Source organism: Kocuria sp. CPCC 205263, assembly GCF_040981075.1.
GTDB classification, from domain to species: domain Bacteria; phylum Actinomycetota; class Actinomycetes; order Actinomycetales; family Micrococcaceae; genus Kocuria; species Kocuria rosea.
Map to the genome: position 1 here is coordinate 420,837 of NZ_JAVKPV010000001.1, position 22,020 is coordinate 442,856.

Annotated in this window: 21 protein-coding genes, 1 tRNA gene, 1 other RNA gene and 1 pseudogene; 14 read left to right on the plus strand and 10 right to left on the minus strand. The window is 73.9% G+C overall.

Annotated elements, in window-relative coordinates; genetic code table 11:
- Window positions 1–42: 42 nt before the first annotated feature.
- Complete coding sequence (locus RF647_RS01975; protein WP_368810266.1) at window positions 43–1,410, minus strand: hypothetical protein; 1,368 nt, start codon at window positions 1,408–1,410, stop codon at window positions 43–45.
- A gap of 182 nt (window positions 1,411–1,592) precedes the next feature.
- Here RF647_RS01975 and RF647_RS01980 point away from each other — a divergent pair, with 182 nt between their 5' ends.
- Window positions 1,593–2,372, plus strand: coding sequence for a hypothetical protein (locus RF647_RS01980; RefSeq protein WP_368810267.1), 780 nt, complete (start codon window positions 1,593–1,595; stop codon window positions 2,370–2,372).
- Window positions 2,373–2,511: 139 nt separating this feature from the next.
- Here the strand turns inward: RF647_RS01980 and RF647_RS01985 are convergent.
- Window positions 2,512–2,596, minus strand: a tRNA-Ser gene (locus RF647_RS01985).
- Between the two features lie 132 nt (window positions 2,597–2,728).
- On the opposite strand from RF647_RS01985, the gene ffs reads away from it, so the two are divergent.
- The 6 genes from ffs to RF647_RS02015 all read left to right on the plus strand — a co-directional run bounded on the left by ffs (window position 2,729) and on the right by RF647_RS02015 (window position 9,408).
- An RNA gene (gene ffs / locus RF647_RS01990) (signal recognition particle sRNA small type) lies at window positions 2,729–2,825 on the plus strand.
- 75 nt (window positions 2,826–2,900) lie between these two features.
- Window positions 2,901–5,981 (plus strand): DNA polymerase III subunit gamma and tau, encoded by a 3,081-nt coding sequence (locus tag RF647_RS01995; RefSeq protein ID WP_368810268.1) that lies wholly within the window; start codon window positions 2,901–2,903, stop codon window positions 5,979–5,981.
- Window positions 5,982–6,072: 91 nt separating this feature from the next.
- Window positions 6,073–6,669, plus strand: coding sequence for a recombination mediator RecR (recR, locus tag RF647_RS02000; protein ID WP_368810269.1), 597 nt, complete (start codon window positions 6,073–6,075; stop codon window positions 6,667–6,669).
- A 96-nt stretch (window positions 6,670–6,765) separates the two neighbouring features.
- Entirely contained in the window at window positions 6,766–8,052 is a 1,287-nt protein-coding gene (locus tag RF647_RS02005; protein WP_368810270.1) for an aspartate kinase, read from the plus strand.
- Between the two features lie 46 nt (window positions 8,053–8,098).
- Entirely contained in the window at window positions 8,099–9,034 is a 936-nt protein-coding gene (locus RF647_RS02010) for a 3-methyladenine DNA glycosylase (RefSeq protein WP_368810271.1), read from the plus strand.
- Window positions 9,031–9,408 (plus strand): Rieske 2Fe-2S domain-containing protein, encoded by a 378-nt coding sequence (locus RF647_RS02015; RefSeq protein ID WP_368810272.1) that lies wholly within the window; start codon window positions 9,031–9,033, stop codon window positions 9,406–9,408. The genes RF647_RS02010 and RF647_RS02015 overlap by 4 nt, the downstream gene beginning before the upstream one ends.
- A gap of 7 nt (window positions 9,409–9,415) precedes the next feature.
- On the opposite strand, the gene RF647_RS02020 is transcribed toward RF647_RS02015, so the two are convergent.
- From RF647_RS02020 to RF647_RS02030, 3 genes and pseudogenes are all read right to left on the minus strand, one after another.
- The gene (locus RF647_RS02020) at window positions 9,416–9,604 is read right to left on the minus strand and encodes a helix-turn-helix domain-containing protein (protein WP_368810355.1); all 189 of its coding nucleotides are present in this window, start codon (window positions 9,602–9,604) and stop codon (window positions 9,416–9,418) included.
- A 45-nt stretch (window positions 9,605–9,649) separates the two neighbouring features.
- Window positions 9,650–10,030: pseudogene (locus RF647_RS02025) on the minus strand (helix-turn-helix domain-containing protein); the annotation flags it as partial.
- Between the two features lie 53 nt (window positions 10,031–10,083).
- On the minus strand, window positions 10,084–10,605 hold the full coding sequence (locus RF647_RS02030; protein WP_368810273.1) for a hypothetical protein: 522 nt from the start codon (window positions 10,603–10,605) through the stop codon (window positions 10,084–10,086).
- Between the two features lie 170 nt (window positions 10,606–10,775).
- On the opposite strand from RF647_RS02030, the gene purS reads away from it, so the two are divergent.
- The 5 genes from purS to cls all read left to right on the plus strand — a co-directional run bounded on the left by purS (window position 10,776) and on the right by cls (window position 16,288).
- Window positions 10,776–11,039: a phosphoribosylformylglycinamidine synthase subunit PurS gene (gene purS, locus RF647_RS02035; protein ID WP_368810274.1), complete on the plus strand. Its 264-nt coding sequence runs from the start codon at window positions 10,776–10,778 to the stop codon at window positions 11,037–11,039.
- A gap of 2 nt (window positions 11,040–11,041) precedes the next feature.
- Window positions 11,042–11,836 (plus strand): phosphoribosylformylglycinamidine synthase subunit PurQ, encoded by a 795-nt coding sequence (purQ, locus tag RF647_RS02040; protein ID WP_368810275.1) that lies wholly within the window; start codon window positions 11,042–11,044, stop codon window positions 11,834–11,836.
- A 17-nt stretch (window positions 11,837–11,853) separates the two neighbouring features.
- The gene (gene purL, locus RF647_RS02045; RefSeq protein WP_368810276.1) at window positions 11,854–14,151 is read left to right on the plus strand and encodes a phosphoribosylformylglycinamidine synthase subunit PurL; all 2,298 of its coding nucleotides are present in this window, start codon (window positions 11,854–11,856) and stop codon (window positions 14,149–14,151) included.
- 93 nt (window positions 14,152–14,244) lie between these two features.
- Window positions 14,245–14,763, plus strand: a complete 519-nt coding sequence (locus RF647_RS02050; protein WP_368810277.1) for a GNAT family N-acetyltransferase — start codon at window positions 14,245–14,247, stop codon at window positions 14,761–14,763.
- 31 nt (window positions 14,764–14,794) lie between these two features.
- Entirely contained in the window at window positions 14,795–16,288 is a 1,494-nt protein-coding gene (gene cls / locus RF647_RS02055; protein ID WP_368810278.1) for a cardiolipin synthase, read from the plus strand.
- Window positions 16,289–16,304: 16 nt separating this feature from the next.
- On the opposite strand, the gene RF647_RS02060 is transcribed toward cls, so the two are convergent.
- The 4 genes from RF647_RS02060 to RF647_RS02075 form a co-directional block, all read right to left on the minus strand.
- Window positions 16,305–17,138, minus strand: a complete 834-nt coding sequence (locus RF647_RS02060) for an anti-sigma factor (protein WP_368810279.1) — start codon at window positions 17,136–17,138, stop codon at window positions 16,305–16,307.
- Window positions 17,122–17,685 (minus strand): RNA polymerase sigma factor, encoded by a 564-nt coding sequence (locus RF647_RS02065; RefSeq protein WP_368795064.1) that lies wholly within the window; start codon window positions 17,683–17,685, stop codon window positions 17,122–17,124. The genes RF647_RS02060 and RF647_RS02065 overlap by 17 nt, the downstream gene beginning before the upstream one ends.
- Window positions 17,686–17,808: 123 nt before the next feature.
- Window positions 17,809–18,369, minus strand: a complete 561-nt coding sequence (locus RF647_RS02070; RefSeq protein ID WP_368810280.1) for a class F sortase — start codon at window positions 18,367–18,369, stop codon at window positions 17,809–17,811.
- Between the two features lie 227 nt (window positions 18,370–18,596).
- Complete coding sequence (locus RF647_RS02075; RefSeq protein ID WP_368810281.1) at window positions 18,597–19,415, minus strand: DUF4397 domain-containing protein; 819 nt, start codon at window positions 19,413–19,415, stop codon at window positions 18,597–18,599.
- A 223-nt stretch (window positions 19,416–19,638) separates the two neighbouring features.
- Here RF647_RS02075 and RF647_RS02080 point away from each other — a divergent pair, with 223 nt between their 5' ends.
- On the plus strand, window positions 19,639–20,385 hold the full coding sequence (locus tag RF647_RS02080) for an SDR family NAD(P)-dependent oxidoreductase (protein WP_284563270.1): 747 nt from the start codon (window positions 19,639–19,641) through the stop codon (window positions 20,383–20,385).
- 38 nt (window positions 20,386–20,423) lie between these two features.
- Here the strand turns inward: RF647_RS02080 and RF647_RS02085 are convergent, their stop codons facing one another.
- A complete protein-coding gene (locus tag RF647_RS02085; protein ID WP_368810282.1) occupies window positions 20,424–20,642 on the minus strand; it encodes a hypothetical protein in 219 nt (72 codons plus the stop codon).
- A gap of 160 nt (window positions 20,643–20,802) precedes the next feature.
- On the opposite strand from RF647_RS02085, the gene RF647_RS02090 reads away from it, so the two are divergent.
- Entirely contained in the window at window positions 20,803–21,933 is a 1,131-nt protein-coding gene (locus RF647_RS02090) for a Vms1/Ankzf1 family peptidyl-tRNA hydrolase (protein ID WP_368810283.1), read from the plus strand.
- Window positions 21,934–22,020: the final 87 nt, after the last annotated feature.

Genomic DNA, 22,020 nt, shown 5'->3' on the forward strand with positions numbered 1-22,020 from the left:
AGGAGGCGCCTGCGGGGCCCGCCGGCCGGCGCGTGCCCGAGGTCAGCCGCGGGTCACGGTGACGGCCCGGGTGGTGGCGTTCCACTCGATCCGCCCGCTGGTGTAGTTCTGGGCCGCGCCGCTCGGGGTGCTGTACTCGTCGGTGGTCGGATAGCCCAGGCCCCGCTCGTGGCCCAGCGCCGCCCACTTCCGGCCGATGGCCCCGTACTCCTTGACCGCGTTGGAGCCGGTGCGCGCGGACCACAGGATCTTGGTCCGCTTCCCGGACGCGTCGAAGAGCTGGTAGGCGCCGCCGTCGGCGGCCCGCTGCTCGTCCGTCCGCGGCGGGCCGTAGCTGCCCGCGTAGCCGCCGGCCGCGAACTTCCGGCCGATGGACCCGCCGTAGTCGACCACCCGGGTCCCGGTGGTCCCCGACCAGTAGAGAGCCTTGTCCCGTCCGTCGGCGCCGGCGAAGCGCTGGTAGACGGAGCCGTGCCCGGAGGCGTACTCCGCGCTGACCGGGGTGGCCCACGCGGTGCCGCCCAGCGCCGCCCACGTGCGCCCGATCGCACCGGTGAGCCGGTAGCCGTCGACCACCTCGTTGCCCGTCGGCGCGACGGTCTGGGGCTTCGGGGCGGCGCCGGCGTAGAGGCGGTCGACGTCGTCGCCGACCAGGTCGGCCAGGTCGTAGTTGGTGTGGTGCAGCCCGGGCATCACCACGCGGTCCGCCTTCGTGAACCCGGCCTTCTGGTACGCGGCGGCGCCCTTGCCGGCCGCTTCCAGCGCGGACCAGGTGGACGGCTGGGTGGCGCCGTAGCTGTCGAGGGAGCCGACGTACCAGGTCGGGTCCGTGGCCCGGAGCACGGCGTCGGGAGTGCTCTCGAGCCTGCCGTTGTAGACGCCGCCGCCGCCGATGAGGGTCGATCCGCCGCCGCGGATCCAACCCGCCCGGTCGGAGAGCACCTCGGTGGAGATGAACTCCGCCCCGCCGGAGTACCCGGCCAGGTGGATGCGGGTCGCGTCGACGCGCTGCTCGGCGACGACCTTGGCCGCCAGGGCGCGGAACCAGTCCCCGACCGCCTCGCTGTTGGAGGTCCAGGACCGGTTGGCCGGGGCGACCGGCACCACGAGGATCATGTTCCTGGCCGCGGCCCGGGCGGCCATGCTCCGGAGCATCGACGTGGTGGGGCGCTGGGCGTAGTACTGTCCGTCGCCGTCGAAGTAGAAGACCACGCCCACGGTCTTCGAGCGGTCCACCCCGGCGTCGTAGAGGTGGTACTGGGAGGAGATGCCGGCGGCGGTGTGGACCGTGTTGGTCGTCGAGGCGTGGGCCGGGGCGGCCGCGCCGACCATCGTCCCGGCGAGCATCGCGCCCGCCAGCAGAGCGGCGGGCAGAGCGGTCGAGGGCATGGGGAATGAAGGCAGCTTCATGAGGACCTCTTGGGGGGAGAGAGGACGGGGGGCGCGCAGCCGGGGGGGCAGCTGCGAGTGCGGCGGAACAGCCCGTTCCGCCACATCAGCAGGGTATTGCATTAGTGAACGCAGGGGACGGAACGACGTAAAGTTACGGTGTGCTCCTGTCCCGCCCGCTTCCCCCCGGAGAGACCGCCCCCATGACCCTTCGCCCCCTGGCGCTGGCCGCCCTGCTCCTGCTCGCCCCCGTGCCGGGAGCGGCCCACGCCGCCGAGACCGCACCGCCTCCCGCGCCGGGCGCGGACTCCCCCGCCGGAGTCCCGTCCCCCGAACCCCCGTCCGACGACGAGACGGCCGACCCCCGGCCGGGGACCGGTCCCGCCGAGGCCCCCGACGCAGCGCCCGAGCCCGGCGGAGCCCCTGCGCCGGAGCCGGGCGGCACGGCGCCGGACGCGCACCCCTCCCCCGCTCCCGGCGGGCACGCGGCACCGGAGCCCGACGGGGTCCGTGCCGAGGACGGCCGCACCGGAGACGCCCGTGCAGGGGACGGCGGTGCGGGGAACGACCGTGCAGGAGGTGACCGCGCAGGGGATGCCCGCCCGGAGGCGGCCCCCGGCACGCCCTCGGATGCGGACTCGAACCGCGGCTCGGACCCGGGCCGGGACCCGGACTCGGGGCAGCTCTCCGCCCTGGAGCGCACCTCCTTCGTCGGGCCCGGCGCCGCCGTGGCCCACCGTCCCGGCTCCGGAGCGCTGGTCCGGGACGGGTCCGCGCTGCGGGCACAGGTCCTGGCGGGGCAGCAGCAGGTGACGCCCGGGACGCTCACGCGCATCTCGGTGGGAACCGTGACCCGGGTTCCCGCGCAGGACGCGACCGGGGACTTCTCCACCACGTGGTGGGTCGGTGGGCTCGCGGCGCTGGGCGCCGCGGCGGCCGGCGTCGTCGTCGCCCGCGGGTCCCGCGCGCGCCGCCCGCACTGAGGGACGGCCGCCGGGGCGCCTCGGCGGCCGGGTCCGCGGGCTGGCGACCCACGGGCCGGTGGGCCGCGAGCCGGTGGAGGAACGAGAAAGAGCCCCGCACCGGGATGTTCGTCCCGGTGCGGGGCTCTTGCTGCGAGTGCGGAGGATGGGGGATTTGAACCCCCGAGGGCGTGAACCCAACACGCGTTCCAGGCGTGCGCCATAGGCCGCTAGGCGAATCCTCCAGGCACGCACGACCGGCGGCCTGACGGCGCCGGAACATGCGGGGTCCAGCATAACCGAACCGCCGGGCAATGCCGAATCCACGGCGCCGGGGCCGGGTTTCGACCCGACCCGCCGCATCCGCTAGACTCGTCGACAGCCCCTCGCGTGGCGTCATCCTGTTGAACTCCCCCAGGACCGGAAGGTAGCAAGGGTAAATGGGCTCTGGCGGGTGCGCGAGGGGTCTTCTCGTCCCCGCGGCGGCCCGCGTCCCCAGCGCCGATCCGCCCGGTCCGCCTGTCGGATTCCGTCGCTAAGGTGTCATCTGTGACTACCGCCCTGTACCGCCGCTACCGCCCGGAGACCTTCGAGGACGTCATCGGCCAGGAGCACGTGACCGAGCCGCTGATGACGGCGCTGCGCAAGGACAGGGTCAGCCACGCCTACCTCTTCTCCGGCCCGCGCGGCTGCGGCAAGACCACGTCCGCCCGCATCCTGGCCCGTTGCCTCAACTGCGCGGAGGGCCCCACCGCCACCCCGTGCGGCCGCTGCGACAGCTGCCGCGACCTGGCCCGGGACGGCGCCGGCTCCCTCGACGTGATCGAGATGGACGCGGCCAGCCACGGCGGCGTGGACCACGCCCGCGACCTGCGGGAGCGCGCCACGTTCGCGCCCGTCCGGGACCGGTACAAGATCTTCATCATCGACGAGGCGCACATGGTCACGCGCGAGGGCTTCAACGCCCTGCTCAAGATCGTCGAGGAGCCGCCGGAGCACATCAAGTTCATCTTCGCGACCACCGAGCCGAGCAAGGTGCTCACGACCATCCGGTCCCGCACCCACCACTACCCCTTCCGGCTGGTCCCCACCGAGCCGCTCATGCACTACCTGGAGCAGCTCTGCGCCGAGGAGCACGTGCAGGTGGCCCCGGGGGTGCTCTCCCTCGTGGTCCGCGCGGGCGCCGGATCCGTCCGCGACACCCTTTCCGTGCTCGACCAGCTCATGGCCGGCTCCGACGAGCAGGGCATCGGCTACGACCTCGCCGTGGCCCTGCTGGGCTACACACACGGCGCCCTGCTCGACGACGTGGTCGACGCCTTCGCGTCCGGGGACGGCGCCACGGTCTTCCGCGCGGTGGACCGGGTGGTGCAGACGGGCCAGGACCCGCGCCGCTTCGTGGAGGACCTGCTCGAGCGGTTCCGGGACCTCATCATCGTCAACGCGGTCCCGGAGTCCGCGGGCAACATCCTGCACGGGATGCCCCAGGACCAGATCGCCCGGCTGCGCAACCAGGCGTCCCAGCTCGGGGCGGCGGAGCTCTCCCGGGCCGCCGACATCACGAACACGGCCCTCACCGAGATGACGGGGGCCACCTCGCCCCAGCTGCACCTCGAACTGCTGTGCGCGCGCATCCTCCTGCCGTCCTCGGAGGACACCACGCGCGGCGTCACGGCCCGCGTCGACCGGCTGGAACGGCGCCTGAGCATCGGGCGGGGCGCCGCCGCGGCCGGTCGGGACGAGACCGCCGACGCCCCCGCACCCTTCCCCGGGGCCTCCTCGGCCGCGCCGACCGCCCCGGCGGGTCCGGTCGCCCCGCCCGAGGGCCGGAGCCTCTCGCAGCCCGCCCCCGCGCCGGAGCGACCGGCACCGCCCGCGCCCGGCGGGGACGCGCAGCAGGCGGTCCCGGCGGTCCCGCGGGGGACGGATCCGCGAGAGCGGACCGCCCAGGGCTCTGGGCAGGACGCCGGGCACGCCGCGGCGGCTCCCGAGCGCCCGTCCGCCCGGGAGGACAGCGGACCGGAGCGGTCCACGGGACGGGAGGCGCCCACCGCAGCGGAGCGTCCTGACGCGCCGCGGCAGGACGCCGCGGCGCAGGCGCCCCGCCGGGACACGCCCCGGGCGGGCGAGCCGGGCGGCAACGAGATCGACCTGCTGCGGGCCTCCTGGCCGGAGATCGTCAACGCCCTCGCGGACATCCGCCGGGTCGCGTGGTTCACGGTCCAGCGCGGCACCCCGCAGTCCTTCGACGGCAAGGTGCTGCGCATCATGTTCGACGCCGAAGGCGACCTCATGAATTTCCCGCGCTTCGAGGACGACCTGCGGCAGGCGGTCCAGCAGATCCTCGGCATCGACTGCCGCGCGGAGGCCGTCCCGCCGGGCGGCGGCGGGCACGGCCGGGGCGGTGGCGGCGGAGCCCCGCGCGGCCCGGAGCCGTCGACGCGCCCGCCCGGGCGCCCGGACGAACCGGGGCCCGGGACCGACGGGGAGCGCCCCGAGCGGCGCGCCCCCGAGGACCGGTCCCGGGGAGGTCAGGACCGGCCGGGCGGATCGCGCGGCCGGGAGCAGCAGCCGACCCCGCCCCGGGCCGCGAGCATGCTCCCGGGCGGCGCACCGGGCACCGCGGCGGACTCCGCGCCGGAGCCGGCCGCGGGCGCGGCGTCCCCGGACGGGGACGGCGGTGGCCAGGACCCCTGGGACGCCCACGGCCGACCCGCCACGGACGCGCCGGCGGAGTGGGCCGACCCCGCCTGGGCCCAGGAGCCCGTGCACAGCTGGTCCGTGGCCGCCATCCCCCAGGGTGGCGCCCCGGCCGCGGCCCCTGCCGGGTCCCCGGCCGCACCCGCACCCCGGGCTCCGGCGCAGTCCGGGGCCCGGCCGCCGGGACCGGCCCGGATGGCGGAGGACCCCGCCGGCGCCCAGCCCGCCGACCGGCCGGCCCCGCAGACCGGGCCGCAGCCCGGAGCAGCGTCCGGCCCCGGGCGGACCGGGCGTCCGGGCCCCGCCTTCCCCGGCGAGGCCCCGGGGGCGCGGGACCGGGACGTCCCTCCGTCGGACGACGACGTCCCGCCGCCCGAGGAGCCCCCGTACCCGGACGAGCCCCCCTACCCCGACGACCCGGACGCGGCGCCCCCGGAGCAGTGGCGGCCCGCGGCCCCCGCACGGCAGAGCCCTGCGCCCGCTCCCGGCTCCGGGGGCGGGCCCGGGAACCGGTCGACCGGCAGCGCCGCGCCCCCCACCGCCCGCCCGGCCCCCCGCCCGGAGGGGTCCCGGACCGCGACGGGCGCCTCTGCCCCGGCTCCGACGGCGAACCCGGCGGCCCCAGCGGCCCCGGCCGCCCCGCAGCAGGACGCCCCGCAGCAGGACGGCCCGGCGGCGGCACCGGCCGGCGCCGACCGGAACGCACGGCTGAGCTTCCGGGAGCGCCACGCCGCGGCCATCGCCGCGGGGCGCAAGGCACCCGCCTCCGCCGCGGCCCCGCAGGACAGCGGCGTAGAATGGGACGACTCCTTCGTGCCCAGCTCGGACGACGAGGCGCTCGAGGACTCCACCCTCTACGGCCGCGCCGCGATCGAGCGGATCCTCGGGGGGATGCTGATCGAGGAGCGGGACCTCCACACCGGGGAGTGAGCCGGGACCGCCCCACGCACCGGCACCCCGGTGACGTCGTGGCCGAGGACGATCAGGAGGGCCGTGCACCGGCCCGGAAATCGAGGGAAACGTGTACGAAGGCGCTGTTCAGGATCTGATCGACGAACTGGGCCGGTTGCCCGGCGTCGGGCCGAAGTCCGCGCAGCGGATCGCGTTCCACCTCCTCGACGCCGACAAGGAGGACGTCCGGCGGCTGGCCGAGGCCATGACGGCGGTCAAGGACAAGGTGAAGTTCTGCCGGATCTGCGGAAACGTGTCCGAGTTGGACGAGTGCGCCATCTGCCGCGACGCCCGCCGGGACGACAGCGTCATCTGCGTGGTCGAGGAGTCGAAGGATGTCATGGCCATCGAGCGCACCCGCAGCTTCCGCGGCCGGTACCACGTCCTGGGCGGGGCGATCAGCCCCATCCAGGGCATCGGCCCCGACCAGCTGCGCATCCGGGAGCTCATGACGCGGCTCTCCGGCGACACCGTGCAGGAGGTCGTGCTCGCCACCGACCCGAACCTGGAGGGCGAGGCCACCGCCACCTACCTCTCCCGCATGCTCAAGACCCTCGGGATCCGCGTGACCCGCCTGGCCTCCGGGCTGCCCGTGGGCGGCGATCTCGAGTACGCCGACGAGGTGACCCTCGGCCGCGCGTTCGAGGGCCGGACGGTCGTCGCCTGACGCACTCGCGTAGGATGTCCTGGTGCCCTGCCGCGGGGAGCGGGCGCACGGCCCGGCCCCGACCGCCGGCCGCCCTCGAGCACAGGAGTTGAACCCATGAGCCTGATCGTGCAGAAGTTCGGTGGATCCTCCGTCGCGGACGCCGACGGCATCCGCCGCGTTGCACGGCGGATCGTCGAGACGCGCAACAGGGGCCACGACGTCGTCGTCGTCGTCTCCGCGATGGGCGACACCACGGACGAGCTCCTGGACCTCGCCCACGAGGTCACCCGCAAGCCCCCGGCCCGCGAGCTCGACATGCTGCTCACCGCCGGCGAGCGGATCTCCATGGCGCTGCTGGCCATGGCGGTGTCGGGGATGGGCGTTCCCGCCCAGTCCTTCACCGGGTCGCAGGCGGGGATGGTCACCGACGGCGCGCACGGCGCCGCCCTCCTCGTGGAGGTCAATCCGCTGCGCGTGCGCGAGTCCCTGGACCAGGGCAACATCGCGATCATCGCCGGGTTTCAGGGCGTGCACCGCCAGACCAAGGACATCACCACCCTGGGCCGCGGCGGCTCGGACACCACGGCCGTGGCGCTGGCCGCGGCCCTCGACGCCGACGTCTGCGAGATCTACTCCGACGTCGACGGCGTGTTCACCGCCGATCCCCGCATCGCGCCCAGGGCCCGCAAGCTGGACGTGGTCAGCAGCGAGGAGATGCTCGAGCTCGCCGCGAACGGCGCGAAGATCCTGCACCTGCGCTGCGTCGAGTACGCCCGCCGCTTCGGTGTGAAGCTGCACGTCCGCTCGTCCTTCTCCCACAACGAGGGCACCTGGGTCATCCCGGGCCCCGAAGACGCCGTCACCTCCCCGAAGGAGATCCCGTTGGAACAGCCGCTCATCTCCGGCATCGCCCACGACCGCACGCAGGCGAAGGTCACCGTCGTCGGAGTGCCGGACAAGCCCGGCATCGCCGCCCGGATCTTCCGGCTGCTCGCGGAGGCGAAGGTCAACGTGGACATGATCGTGCAGAACATCTCCACCGGCGACGACCCGCTGACGGACCTCTCCTTCACGGTGGACGAGTCCCAGGGCGATCTGGCCATGAGCCTGTTGCGCGCCGCCGAGGAGAAGATCGGCTACGCGGGCCTGGAGTACGACGACGAGGTGGGCAAGCTCTCCCTCGTGGGCGCCGGCATGAAGTCGAACCCCGGGGTGACCTTCACGTTCTTCGAGGCGCTCGCGGCCGCGAACATCAACATCGACATGATCTCGACCTCCGAGGTCCGGATCTCGGTGGTCACGGCCGCCGACCGGCTCGACGAGGCCGTGCGCGTGGTGCACAGCGCCTTCGGCCTGGACTCCGACGAGGAGGCCACGGTCCACGCGGGGACCGGCCGCTGATCCCCGTGCCGCACTCCACCGGTCCGACGACGACGGGGCGGGTCCCGTGACCCGCCCCGTCGTCGTCCTGTCCCGCGAGGAGTGGGCGCCGCGGGCGCACGCCCACGAGCAGCGCGCAGCGCGCCGCGCGGACCCGTTCGTGGCCCGCCGCCACCGCGGGCACAAGCACCCGGTCGAGGACTTCCTGTTCACCTACTACACCCTCAAGCCCGCGCAGCTGAAGCGCTGGCACCCCGGGGCGGGCACCGTGCTGCTGGACGCCGCGGACCGCGCCGGGGAGAAGTTCTACCGCGCGCTCACCGGCGCCGAGATCACGGCCCTGGGGCTCAGCGCCCGGGACGGGGCCGTGACCGTCGACGACGACGCCCTCCGGGACCGGCGGGCCCCCGCGATCGACTTCGCCCGGGCGGTGCTGGGCGCGCACGCGGGCAACCCGGGCTTTTTCGGCTGCTTCGGCCTGCACGAGTGGGCGATGACCTACCGCTCGGAGGACAACGGCCTCCGCCACGAGCAGCTCGAGCTGCGGCTCGGGGCCGCGGGCACGGACGCCGTGGTGGAGTCCGCCCGGATCCGGTGCACCCACTTCGACGCGTTCCGGTTCTTCCAGCCGCAGGCCGTGCCGCTCAACGAGCTGCGGCCCACCCGGGAGTCCCAGCGCCGGATGGAGCAGCCGGGTTGCCTGCACGCCACCATGGACCTCTACAAGTGGGCGTACAAGCTCGTCCCGGGGATCCCCTCCGAGCTGCTGATGGACTGCTTCGAGCTGGCGTGGGACGTGCGGGAGACGGACATGCGGGCCGCCCCCTACGACCTTTCCGGCTGGGGCTACGAGCCCGTGCGGATCGAGACGCCGGAGGGCAAGGCCGAGTACGTGCGCCGGCAGCGGGAGTTCGCCCGGCGCGCCGAGCCGCTGCGCCGCCGGCTCGGCGCGGCCCTCGAGGTCCTCGACCCGGCCCGCGCCACCGACGGGGCGGCGGCGTGAGCGCGCCCGGGGAGTCCGCCGGCGGCTGGGAGCGGATCGTGGCGGTCTCCGCCGTGCCGGACCCGCTCGACTTCGTGACGGCGCCCTCCAGCACGGGGCCGGTCCTCGTCACCCGTGACGCCGGGGGCGCGCTGCACGTGCTGCGCAACACGTGCACGCACCAGCTGGCCACCGTGTGCCGGGAGTCCGCCGGGCGCGCCGAGACGTTCGAGTGCCCCAACCACTTCTGGGTCTTCGCCGCCGACGGGCGGTTCGTGGGGTCCCGCCTGGCCCTGGCCGCCGGCCGGGAGGCACCACCGGACCCCGCCAAGGACCTCCTCCGGGCGACGGCGGTCGACGTGGTCGAGGGCTGGGTCGTGGCCCGCTTCGGTTGAGGCGGGTTCAGTGCGGCGCGGGCGCGCCGTCGTCGTCGCGCCGCTGCCGCCCGGCGAGCCAGGCCTGGACGTCCGCGCGCCGGATCCGGCGGTGGCTGCCCCGGTACTGCACGGGCAGGGTGCCCTCGGTGGTGAGGTTGCGCAGATAGGTGGCCGAGATCCCGGCGAGCGCGGCCGCCTGCGAGGTGGTCAGCAGGTCCTCCGGGGAGTCAGGGGCGGCCCCGTCCTCGCCGTGGCGGGCGAGCCAGGCCTGGACGTCCGCGCGCCGGATCCGGCGGTGGCTGCCCCGGTACTGCACGGGCAGGACGCCCTCGGTGGTGAGGTTGCGCAGATAGGTGGCCGAGATCCCGGCGAGCGCGGCCGCCTGCGAGGTGGTCAGCAGGTCCCCGGGGTCCGCCGGCGGCTCCGCGGCGGTGGTCACTGCGGCGGACGTCACCGTGACGGTCTCCCCGCGGGTCATCCGGGAGAGGAGGTCCACGACGGCGTCGCGCGCCCCCTCCGGCAGGCGCAGGGAGGTGCCGTCCACGAAGACCGTCACGTCCCGGGCCTGGAGGGCGTCCGCGAGCCGCTCGGCCTCCCGGCCGCTGAGTCCGGGGGTGGTCGTCTCTGGGTGCTGGGTCATGGGCCCATTGTTCCAGCACCGCTCCGCTCCCCTCCGCCGGCGGAGGACCGGGCTCAGTCCGTCCCGCGCCGCCAGCGGAGGACGGCGAGCCACAGCAGCACCCCCGCCAGACCCATCGTGCCGGGCACGAGCACGGGGGACGGCCCGACGGCCCCGCTGGTCGCCGCCCACAGCCGGGCCGCGCCCGACATCGTGTCCCAGGCCTCGGCGTACCGCGGGTCCAGCGGGCCGGCCCGCAGGTTCGCCAGGACGTGCTCGTAGACGCCGTAGGCGCTGCCGAGCACGGAGACGACCGCGGCGACCCGCACGGTGCGGGCCGTCCCGGTGGTGCGCCGCACCAACCAGGCCACGGCCCCGAGCAGCAGCACGGCCAGCACCGCCCACGGCACCAGCTGAGCGGGCCCCTGCCAGTGCCGCAGCATCGCCAGCTCGGTCAGCGCGCCGAGGACGGTGCCGATCCCCACCAACGTCAGGACCCGGCGGTAGACCGGGACCAGCCGCGCGTCCTCCGCGCCGGCCCCGGTGCCGGCTCCGGCGCCGGCTCCGGCTCCGGCGCTCCCCGGTGCAGTGCTCATGGCACCAGGGTCTACCGGAGGCGCCTTGGAGAACACCTGGAGGCCGGCGGGTGACCCCTACCACACCCAGCGGGCGGTCCGGGCCCGACGGGCCCGGCGTGCGGCGAAACGATAGGATGGTCACCGTTCGCCGGATCCCGGCCCGCTGCTCGACCCTCAGGAGTTCCCCGATGGCCCGCATTGTTGTCGAAGTCATGCCCAAGCCCGAGATCCTCGACCCGCAGGGGAAGGCGATCGCCAACGAGCTGCCCCGCATCGGCCTAGACGGCTTCGCCGGTGTCCGGCAGGGCAAGCGCTTCGAGCTGACCGTCGACGGCGAGGCCACCGAGGACGCGCTGGCCCAGGCCCGCGAGGCCGCGGAGAAGCTGCTCTCCAACCCCGTCATCGAGGACGTCGTGCGCGTGGCCGTGCTCGACGAGACCGAGGAGAACTGAGCATGGCAGGTTTCGAGACCCCCCTGATCGCGGACCTCTCCGGCCCCGCGCCGGACGCCGGGCTCGCCGGCGCGCGCGTCGGCGTCGTGACCTTCCCCGGCACCCTCGACGACCGCGACGCGGCGCGGGCCGTCGAGCTCGCCGGCGGCACCCCCGTCCCCCTCTGGTACGCCGACGAGGACCTGCAGGGCGTCGACGCCGTGATCCTGCCCGGCGGCTTCTCCTACGGCGACTACCTGCGCGCCGGGGCCATCGCCCGGTTCGCCCCGATCATGGAGCCGATCATCGACGGCGCGAACGCCGCGGGCACCTCGGGGTCCGCCCCGCTGCCGGTCCTCGGCATCTGCAACGGCTTCCAGATGCTCACCGAGTCGCACCTGCTGCCGGGCTCGATGATCAAGAACGAGCGCCTGAAGTTCCTGTGCCGGGACCAGCGGCTGCGCGTGGAGAACAGCACGACCGTGTGGACCACCGATTTCGAGCAGGGCCAGGAGATCGTGGTCCCGCTCAAGAACCAGGACGGCCAGTACGTGGCGGACGAGCGGACCCTCGACGCCCTCGAGGCCGAGGGCCGCGTGGTCTTCCGCTACGTCGGGGGCAACCCCAACGGGTCCCGGCGGGACATCGCCGGGATCTGCAACGCCGGCGGCAACGTGGTGGGCCTCATGCCGCACCCGGAGCACGCGGTTGAGCCGGGCTTCGGCGCGGACTCCTCGGCCTCCGGCGAGGTCGGCATGCGCGACGGCACGGACGGGCTGGGCCTGTTCGTCTCCGCCCTCAAGGCACTGGTCAAGTAAGGGACACCGAGCACTCCATGAGCGACAAGCACTTCAACCTGGACACCGTCGAGCACGCGACGGCCACCCCCGACACCGAGCTGCCCTGGGCCGAGCTGGGCCTCAAGGACAACGAGTTCGAGGAGATCAAGAAGATCCTCGGCCGCCGGCCCACCGCCGCGGAGCTCGCCATGTACTCGGTGATGTGGTCCGAGCACTGCTCCTACAAGTCCTCCAAGGTCCACCTGCGCCAGTTCGGCGAGAAGGTCACCGAGGAGATGAAGAAGGACCTGCTGGTGGGCATCGGCGAGAACGCCGGCGTCACCGACCTCGGGGACGGCTGGGCCGTGACCTTCAAGATCGAGTCCCACAACCACCCGTCCTACGTGGAGCCCTACCAGGGTGCCGCCACGGGCGTCGGCGGGATCGTGCGCGACATCATCTCGATGGGCGCCCGGCCCGTGGCCGTCATGGACCCGCTGCGCTTCGGGGCGATCGACCACCCGGACACCGCGCGCGTGGTGCACGGCGTGGTGGCGGGCGTGGGCGGCTACGGCAACTCCCTGGGCCTGCCCAACGTGGGCGGGGAGGTCGTCTTCGACTCCTGCTACCAGGGCAACCCGCTCGTCAACGCGCTCGCCGTGGGCGTGATGCGCCACGAGGACATCCGCCTCGCCAACGCCTCCGGCGTGGGCAACAGGGTGGTGCTGTTCGGCGCCCGCACCGGCGGCGACGGCATCGGGGGCGCCTCCGTGCTCGCCTCGGAGTCCTTCGACGACGCCAAGCCGTCCAAGCGGCCGGCCGTCCAGGTCGGCGACCCGTTCGCGGAGAAGGTGCTCATCGAGTGCTGCCTCGAGCTGTTCAAGGGCTCCCTCGTGGAGGGCATCCAGGACCTGGGGGCCGCGGGCATCTCGTGCGCCACCTCGGAGCTGGCCTCCAACGGGGAGGGCGGTATGCACGTGGACCTGACCCAGGTCCTCCTGCGCGACCCCACCCTGACCCCGGGCGAGATCCTCATGTCGGAGTCCCAGGAGCGCATGATGGCGGTCGTGACCCCCGAGAAGGTCGCCGCCTTCGAGGCCGTGATGGACAAGTGGGACGTCGAGCACTCCTGGATCGGGGAGGTCACCGGCACCGGCCGGCTCCTGATCGAGTGGGACGACGAGGTCATCGTCGACGTCGATCCCCGCACCGTCGCCCACGAGGGCCCCGTCTACGACCGGCCCTACGCCCGTCCCGCGGACCAGGACCGGCTCCAGGCGGACCGCTTCGCCGGCTCCCCGGCCGACGCCGGGCGGCCCTCGGGCGCGGAGCTCAAGCACGCCGTCCTCGAGCTCATGGCCTCCCCGAACCTCTGCGCCAAGGACTGGGTCACCGACCAGTACGACCGCTACGTGCAGGGCAACACCGCCATGGCGATGCCCGACGACGCCGGAGTGGTCCGCGTGGACGAGGAGACCGGCCTCGGCGTGGCCCTGTCCACCGACTGCAACGGCCGCTACGCCTACCTGGACCCGTACGCCGGCGCGCAGCTGGCCCTGGCCGAGGCCTACCGCAACGTGGCCACCGCCGGCGCCCGCCCTGCGGCCGTCTCCGACTGCCTGAACTTCGGCTCCCCCGAGGACCCGGAGACCATGTGGCAGTTCGCCGAGGCCGTGCGCGGGCTCGCCGACGGCTGCCAGCAGCTGGGGGTGCCCGTGACGGGCGGCAACGTCTCCCTCTACAACCAGACCGGCGGCGTGGCCATCCACCCGACGCCCGTGGTGGCGATGCTGGGCGTGCTCGACGACGTCAGGCGGCGCACGCCGTCGGGCTGGCGCGAGGACGGCCAGGCGATCTACCTGCTCGGGACCACCCGGGACGAGCTGGACGGCTCCGAGTGGGCGAACCTCCGCGGGCACCTCGGCGGGCTCCCCCCGGCCGTGGACCTCGCCCAGGAGAAGCTGCTCGGCGACCTGCTGATCAACATGTCCCGCGACGGCATGATCGACGCCGCGCACGACGTCGCCGAGGGCGGCCTCGCGGCGACCCTCGCCGAGATGGCGCTGCGCTTCGACACCGGTGCGCGCATCGGGCTGGGCGAGGTGTGCGAGCGCGACGGCGTGGACCTGTTCACCATGCTCTTCTCCGAGACCCAGGGACGGGCCGTGGTGGCCGTGCCGCGCAGCGAGGAAGTACGGTTCAAGGACATGTGCACCATGCGCGCCTATCCCCACACGCGGATCGGCGTGGTGGACACCGAGAACCGCGCGCTGGACGTGCAGAGCGAGTTTGGCATCGGCCTGGACGAGCTCCGCACCGCGCACGAGGGCACGCTGCCGAAGTACTTCGGCTGATCCGCCGGGGGCGGATCCCCGCCCCCTGCACCCCGCTCCACGGATCCACCCAGTCCACCCTCGGCACCCGGACCCGCAGAAAGCAGCACCAGCATGACTGAGGACCTCGAGGCCCAGCGCCCCGCACCCGTCCTGGAGACGGAACGGCTCCTGCTCCGCCCCTTCACCGCCGAGGAGCTCGACGCCGTGGCGGCCGGCGAGCACAGCGCCCACTTCGCCCACGGCTTCCCGACCGCCGAGGACATGGACTTCGCCCGCGAATCCCTCATGGCCGGGGGCTACTTCTTCACGGAGTCCGTGTACGCGCGGATGGCCGTCGTGGAGAAGTCGACCGGCGAGATCGTCGGCACGGCCGGCTTCGTGGGCCCCCCGATCGACGACGAGCTCGAGATCGTGGGCTCCCTCGCCGCGGACCGCCGGAACCTGGGCTACGCGCAGGAGGGCATCACCGCGCTTCTCGGCGTCGCGTTCGCGGACCCCGCGGTCACCGGGGTCCGCGCCAGCGTGCCCGGGGACAACGCGCCGGCCGCGCAGGTGCTCGTCGCCGCGGGCTTCGTCCACCGCGAGACCCCCGGTCCGGAGACCGACTACGTCCTGCCGCGCCCTGCGTAGACCGCGCGGCGCCGGAACCTAGACTGGCGAGGTGATCCCGGCCCTGTTCCCCTTCAGCGGCATCCCCGCGCACCTCCTCCCGGAGACCGCGACGATCGTCGTGCTGGTGCTGGGGCTGCTCATCAACCTGGTGGCCCTGGGCTGGATCCCGCACAACCGGCGGCCCTCCGTGGCCCTGGCCTGGCTGCTCGCGATCTTCCTGTTGCCCTACCTGGGGGTCCTGCTGTTCCTGGCCATCGGCTCCGCCAAGCTGCCGAAGAAGCGGATGGCGATGCAGGCGAAGATGAACGACGTCATCCGCGAGAACACCCCGGACCTCCACATCCTGGGCAACACGGACGAGGAGCTACCCGAGTGGGTGGCCTCCACCGCGGCCCTGAACTACAAGCTCGGCGCCCTGCCCATGGTCGGCGGCAACTCCTTCGAAATCCTCACCGACAACCACGAGGCGATGCGGATCATGGCGGACGCCGTGGACCGGGCCCGGGACTACGTCCACTTCGAGTTCTACATCGTGGCCATCGACGACGCCTCCCGTCCCCTCCTGGAATCCCTGGTGCGCGCCCACCGGCGGGGGGTGCGGGTGCGGGTGCTCATCGACCACCTCGGCTCCGTGGGCTATCCGGGGTACCGGGGGATGATCAAGCGCTTCGACGAGGCCGGGCTGCCGTGGCAGCGCATGCTGCCCGTCCGACCGTGGAAGGGCGAGTGGCAGCGGCCCGACCTGCGCAACCACCGCAAGATCCTCGTGGTCGACGGCTCCCTGGCCTACACGGGTTCGCAGAACATCATCCACCGCTCCTACAACAAGCGCCGGAACCGCCGGAAGGGGCTCGAGTGGAAGGACCTGATGCTCGAGTGCACCGGTCCCGTGGTCGCCGAGCTCAACGCCCTGTTCACGAGCGATTGGTACTCCGAGACCGGCGACCTCCTGCTCGACGAGGCCGCCCGCGACCTCCCGGACACCCAGGGGCCGGTCTTCGCCCAGGTCGTGCCCTCCGGCCCCGGGTTCGAGACGGAGAACAACCTGCGCCTGTTCAACCACCTGATCTACAACGCCAACGAGCAGATCGTCATCGCCAGCCCGTACTTCGTCCCGGACGAGTCGCTGATGCACGCGCTGACCACCGAGGCGCAGTCCGGGGTGGACGTGCGGCTGTTCGTGGGCGAGACCTCCGACCACTTCCTCGCCTACCACGCCCAGAACTCCTACTACCAGGAGCTCGTCGAGGCCGGCGTGAAGATCTACCGGTACCGCTCCCCCACCGTGCTGCACGCCAAGTTCGTGCTCGTGGACGACTACGTCTCCGTGATCGGCTCGTCCAACATGGACGAGCGCTCGTTCGCCCTGGACCTCGAGGTCTCCGTGCTCATCGCGGACCGGGACTTCCGGCGGCGGATGGACGCGGTGGTCGCCGAGTTCCACGAGGCCAGCACCCTGCTCGACTTCGACGCGTGGAACCGGCGGCCGCTGTGGCACAAGTACGCCGACAACGTGGCCCGGCTGACCTCGGCCCTGCTCTGAGGGGCCGAGCCCGCGCTCAGACCTCCAGGACGCCGCGCACGATCGAGTCCCCCGAGTGCGTCGGGTCACCGTCGATCGGCTCGTTCGAGACGTCCACGACCGGGAACTCGCCGACGTCCAGGTTCTCGGGCAGCACGAACACCGCCTCGTCACCGGCCATCACGCCGAGGCTGACCATCCGCTGCGCGTCGGGGGCGAGCAGCCAGACCTCCTTGAACCCGTCCACGTCGGCGGGGTCGGTCCGCACCACCAGCTGACGGGTCCCGTCCGGGCGCTCGTCCACCTCCGCCGAGCCGCGGGCGGTGTAGCCGGCGAGGGGCTCGAGCTCCGCCGTGGCCAGCACCGTGGGGTCCGGCTCCAGGCCCAGGCGCTGCGCGCCCCAGACCGAGACGCCGCCCACGAGCAGCGCCGCGGCGGCCGCGGCGGCCGCCAGGGGGTACGGCACCCCGCGCCGGGGCCTGCGCCGGTGGGCGTCGAGGTCGACGACGGTCGCCCCGCCGCGCCCGGCGCCGTCGTCGCCCCGCGGGCCGGCCGCGGAGCCCGTGGGGTCACCGGCGGTGCCGGTGCTGTCCTCGGCGGCGGTGTCGCCGCGGGCGCCGTCCCGGGTGCCGGCGAGCGGATCCGCCGCGACCTCGTCGGAGAGGCCCAGCTCGGCGTGGATCGCGGCCCAGACCCCGGGGCCGGGGGGCGCCACGGCGGGCGCCTCGGCCCGGCCGGCGTGCACGACGCGCTGCAGGGACGCGAGCTCGGCCGCGCAGTCCGGGCAGGCGGCGACGTGCTCCCGGCTCTGGGGGCCGACGGCCTCACCCAGAGCCAGGAGCGTCAGCGACTCCTCACTCAGGTGTGCCATGACCGTCTCCCAATCGTGTTCGTAGGTTCGTGAGGCCGCGCCTCAGATGACTCTTGACCGTGCCGAGGGGCAGGTCCAGGTGCTGTGCGATCTGCTGGTGCGTGAGCTCCTCGTAGAACGCCAGCGCCATGATCGTCGACTTCGGGGGCCCGAGCCGCTCGACCTCCGCCCGCACCACGAGCCGGTCCACCAGCAGGTCCGACTCCTCGTGCCGCGGCTCCCGGTCGGTGCGCACCGCGTCCGCCTGGCGCCGCTCCGCCTCGCGGCCGGCGGTCCTCGCGGCGTCGGCGATGCAGTTGCGCGCGATCCCGATGAGCCAGGCGGGGGCCGAGGAGTGCTCGGGACGGTAGCCGGACCGGTACTTCCACGCCCGGATGAAGACCTCCTGCACCACGTCGTCGGCACCCGCGTCGTCGCGCAGGGCCCGGAGGGCGAGACCCCGGATGACCCCGGCGCAGTGCCTGTACGCGGCACTCAGCGCCTGCTCGTCCCCCGCGGCGAACGCGGCGTCGAGCTCGGGTCCCCATTCCGGGGGCGGCGTCGGCATCGTGGAAGGGCTCCTCGTGGGGCGGAGGTCGCGGGCGGTCGGGCGGTGCCCGGGCGCACGAGTCGTGCCCAGCCTAGTGGACACCGGCCATCCGGTCATGCGCCTCTCGCCTCCCTCCGCCGCTCAGGGCACCGGGACCGCCCGCAGCACCACGTTGTCCTCGTAGTCCCCGATCTCCTCGAGCCACTCCCCGCCGCACGTCACGAGGTGGAGCACCGGCTCGCCGGTCCGGCGGAACAGGTCTGCCTCCGCGAGGGACTTCTTGTGCACGTGCTGGACGGACTCGGTGCGGTAGCGCTGGACGCTCCCGTCCGCGCGCTCCACGCGGACCTCCGCCCCGACCGGCACGTCCTTGAGCTGCGCCATCGGCGTGACCTCGGTGAGGGTGTCGACGTGGCCGGCGACGACCGCGGCGCCCTCGTCCGCCCCGGGGGACGGACCGTACCGGTACCAGCCCAGCTCCACGTGGTTGTCCGGGATGGTCATGGCCCCGTTGTCCTCGACCCCCACCGGGACCACCGGCATGTCGATCGGGGAGCCGTCCACGACCACCCGCACGGGGGCGGGGATCTTCTCGGCGGGCGCCTGGGTGGCGGGAGCGACCGGGATCTCCGCGGGTGCCGTGGCGGACTGCGCCGGGGCACCCGCGGAGACCGGACGGTCGAGTCCGGCGCGTGCCGGCACCGCCTCCTCACCCTGGTACGGTCCCGCCGCCAGGGAGTTCGCGGGCGGCGTGGCCCCGCTCTCCGGGAGAGCGGTGACGGCCGCTGCCGCGAGCAGGGACACCGAGGCGACCGCCCCGGCACCCACCGCCGCCAGACGACGACGACGGGTGCCGGGAGTTGTCGGTCCGGGCGCGCGGTGGGCCGCGGCCTGCCGCGCACCCGGACCGTGCCTGTCAGGACCGCTCACTACCGGCGGTTCCCCGCGAGCACCCGGCGGGCACCGTACGCCGCGCCGATCAGCCCGAGCGCACCGGCGGCCGCGAGGCCGGCGGTCAGCATCGGGCGCTGCTCCTGGGCCGCGAGGCCGGACTGGCCGCCCGGCACGGCCTCGGGCGCCTGCTCCATGCCCTCCAGGGTCTGGACGGCGAGGTCCAGGTTCCCGGCCTCGAGGGAGCCCCACGCGTACACGATGTTGTGGGTGCCCTCGGCGAGCTCGAGATCGGCGGGGCCGATGACCGGGTCGGTGGTGCCCGCGGCGGCCACGGACGCCGAGACCGTGCCGGCGTCAACCGGGAGGGTCTCCTCGTTCGGGTTCTCGAGCCCGGTGATGATCGCCTGGTCGCCCACGAGGACGTCCACGGCCGGGGCCGCGGCCACGTGCCGGACCGTCAGGTGCGACTTCCCGGCCTCGATCTCGGACATGTCGTTGGTGAACACGGCGGCCGTGGGGCTGCCCTCGCCGTCGAGGTGGGCCGCGGCCGTGTAGCTCATCGCGGTCTGCAGGTCGGCGGTGACGGGACCGATGATCGGCTCCGAGGCATCGGCGGCGTCGGGGGCCGTGATGGCCAGGTCGTAGCTGCCGGCGGGCAGCTCCAGCGGGCCGGCCAGGGTGCCCGGCTCGAAGTCGTCGAGGGTGAGCTCACCGTTGACGTAGACGTCCACGACGGTGTCGGGGACGCCGTGGAGCACGGAGAGCTCGGCGTGCTCGGCGGCGAACGCCGAGCTCATGCTGAGGGCACCGGCACCGAGGCCGAGGGCTGCTGCGGCGGAAAGGGTCTTGCGCATGGTAACTGCTCCTTGAACGGGCTCCCTGGCGGAAGCGGAATCGACCTTGCACCCGTACTACTGCCGTGGACCCCTCCGTGGATGCAGCAGGTCACATTTTTTCCGAGAAGTTCTTCCGGGCCCGTTCCGCACCACAATGAAGAGGGCGGCGCCGTGGCCCGCGCGGCCCGCGGGAGCCGCCGTCCGGGCACCCCTCGCATCCCTCGCATCCCCAGGAGGAACCGTGGACACCCATCGCTTCACCGGCAGGACCGCCGTGGTCACCGGGGCGGGCTCGGGCATCGGGCGCGCCACTGCGCTGCGCCTGGCCGGCGAGGGGGCCACGGTGGTGGTGGTCGACCTGTCGGCCCGCCGGCTGGAGGCCCTGGTGGCGGGCGCGCCGCGCCTGCCGCTGTTCCCCGTGCTCGCGGACCTCACGGACGAGGGGGCGGTGGGCCGCGTGCTGGCGGCGACCGAGGGGCGGCTCGACGTGCTGGTCAACAACGCCGGGATTATGGACCGCTTCGAGTCCGTCGCCGAGGTGGACGACGCGACGTGGGATCGGGTCTTCGCCGTGAACGTCGGCTCCGTCATGCGGCTGACCCGCGCGGCGATCCCGCTGCTCCGGGCCTCCGGACGGGGAGCGATCGTCAACGTGGCCTCCGAGGCGGCCCTGCGCGGCTCCGCCGCGGGCGCGGCCTACACCGCCTCCAAGCACGCCGTGGCCGGGCTGACGAAGAGCACCGCTCTCATGCACGCCGCGGACGGCATCCGCACCAACGCGGTCGCCCCCGGCGCCACGGCCACGGGCATCGAGGCGCCCATGGTCTCGGACCTCTTCCCCGGGCGGATGGCGGGGTTCATGCAGAACATCCCCTACACGGCCACGGCCGAGCAGGTCGCCGCCGTCATCGCCTTCCTCGCGAGCGACGACGCCTCCAACGTCAACGGCGTGATCATGCCCTCGGACGGCGGCTGGTCCGCGGTGTGACGCACCGCGCGGGGTCCGTGCCCCGCGCGGTGCGCGGCTCACTCCTCCTCGAGCGTGAAGACCTCCTGCGGCTCGTCGAGGACGACCTCCTGGTCCTGCTCCACGAGGTCGTCGGGGTTCGCCTCGAGCGAGGACGCCTCCGAGCGGTCGGGCGCGTGCACCGGAGCCTCCTCGTCCTGGTCGTCGAGATCCTGCTGATCGGCGTCGATCGACTGCTCGAGCCGGTCGGCCTCGTCGTACTCGGGTACGTCGCTCATGGCTGCCTCCTGCGTCGTGGGACCTGCGGGACCACCGGCCGTGGGGCCGGTCGTGTGCCTCCGACCCTACTCGTCGGGTCGTCTGTTCCCAGCCCCCTGGTGGTCGGATAACGTGGTCTGCACCACAGGAAGCACCGCTCAACAGCAGGAGTTGTCGATCATGACGAGCCGATTCCACCGCTACGCCGAACTGTTCAAGAGCAAGGGTCCCTGGTGCACCGTCTACACGGACATCAGCACCGGCACCGTCGACTCGCTGCACGCCATCGACGTGCTTCCGGAGAACATCTGCCGAGAGCTGGAGCGCCAGGGCGCGAGCAAGGCCGATCTCGCCGCGGTGGAGGCCGCCGTGCGCCCGGCCGAGGGCGTGCCGGACCCGGTGTGCCGGTACCTGCTGGTGCGCGGAGGCACCGTGGAGGTCGACGAGGTCCTCCCCGGTCCCCGGGCCGGCCGCGGTGTCGTCCAGGTGGAGGACGTCCCCGATCTCACTCCCCTGTTCCGGCACCGCCCGGACGACTTCCCGTACGTGGTCGCCGAGGTGGGCCGGGACGGCGGCGAGATCTGCCTCCAGCACGCCAGCCGCGTCCGGGCCGCGGACGAGCAGCAGATCGAGGGCGAGACCGAGCACCTGAAGAAGTTCCCCGGGGGCGGCTGGTCGCAGGGACGCTGGCAGCGGCACACGGAGGACGTGTGGCGGCGCAACACCGAGCAGGTGGCCGAGCAGATCGACAAGGTCGTGGCCGAGAGCGGGGCGCAGCTCGTCGTCCTGGCCGGGGACCTGCGGGCCCGGGGCCTGGTCGAGGAGCAGCTGTCCAAGGCGAGCCGGGCGATGCTGAGCGTCGTCGACGCCAACACCCGGGCGGAGGGCAGCAAGTCCGCCGACTTCGACCACCAGGTCGAGGAGCGCGTGGCGGAGGTCGTGGCGCACCGCCAGCAGGCGCTGCTCGAGCGGCTCGCCGAGCAGCAGGGACGCGCGGACCCCACCGCCGTCTCGGGGATGGCGCCCGTGGTCTCGGCCCTGCAGCAGGCCCAGGCGGAGACGCTGCTGCTCGACGACACCCACCTGGACACGGAGCAGCAGCTCATCGCCCTGGACGCCGAGCCGTGGATCGCCCTGGAGGAGTCGGAGGCCGTGGGCGCCGGCGTGCTGGGCCGGGTCTCCGCCGACGCCGCGCTGGTGCGCGCCGCGGTGCTGACCGACGGCCGCCCCGTCTTCGTGCCGCCGGGGGCGCTGCCCCACGGCACGGACGTCGCGGCCCTGCTGCGCTGGAGCGCCGCACCGGCGTCCTGACCCGGCACGGACGAGGGGCCCCCGCACGCGGGGGCCCCTCGTCCGTGCCCTGCCCCGTGCTCCCGGCGGGGCCGCGGGGTCAGGGGA

Bases quoted from the DNA above. Each gene is read 5' to 3' on its own strand.
- purL (WP_368810276.1), top strand. From the start codon at position 11,854: ATGAGCGACAAGCACTTCAACCTGGACACCGTCGAGCACGCGACGGCC.
- purS (WP_368810274.1), top strand. From the start codon at position 10,776: ATGGCCCGCATTGTTGTCGAAGTCATGCCCAAGCCCGAGATCCTCGAC.
- RF647_RS02060 (WP_368810279.1), bottom strand. From the start codon at position 17,138: ATGGCACACCTGAGTGAGGAGTCGCTGACGCTCCTGGCTCTGGGTGAG.
- RF647_RS02085 (WP_368810282.1), bottom strand. From the start codon at position 20,642: ATGAGCGACGTACCCGAGTACGACGAGGCCGACCGGCTCGAGCAGTCG.
- purQ (WP_368810275.1), top strand. From the start codon at position 11,042: ATGGCAGGTTTCGAGACCCCCCTGATCGCGGACCTCTCCGGCCCCGCG.
- RF647_RS01975 (WP_368810266.1), bottom strand. From the start codon at position 1,410: ATGAAGCTGCCTTCATTCCCCATGCCCTCGACCGCTCTGCCCGCCGCT.
- RF647_RS02090 (WP_368810283.1), top strand. From the start codon at position 20,803: ATGACGAGCCGATTCCACCGCTACGCCGAACTGTTCAAGAGCAAGGGT.
- RF647_RS02005 (WP_368810270.1), top strand. From the start codon at position 6,766: ATGAGCCTGATCGTGCAGAAGTTCGGTGGATCCTCCGTCGCGGACGCC.
- RF647_RS02075 (WP_368810281.1), bottom strand. From the start codon at position 19,415: ATGCGCAAGACCCTTTCCGCCGCAGCAGCCCTCGGCCTCGGTGCCGGT.
- RF647_RS02065 (WP_368795064.1), bottom strand. From the start codon at position 17,685: ATGCCGACGCCGCCCCCGGAATGGGGACCCGAGCTCGACGCCGCGTTC.
- RF647_RS02030 (WP_368810273.1), bottom strand. From the start codon at position 10,605: ATGAGCACTGCACCGGGGAGCGCCGGAGCCGGAGCCGGCGCCGGAGCC.
- RF647_RS01980 (WP_368810267.1), top strand. From the start codon at position 1,593: ATGACCCTTCGCCCCCTGGCGCTGGCCGCCCTGCTCCTGCTCGCCCCC.
- RF647_RS02050 (WP_368810277.1), top strand. From the start codon at position 14,245: ATGACTGAGGACCTCGAGGCCCAGCGCCCCGCACCCGTCCTGGAGACG.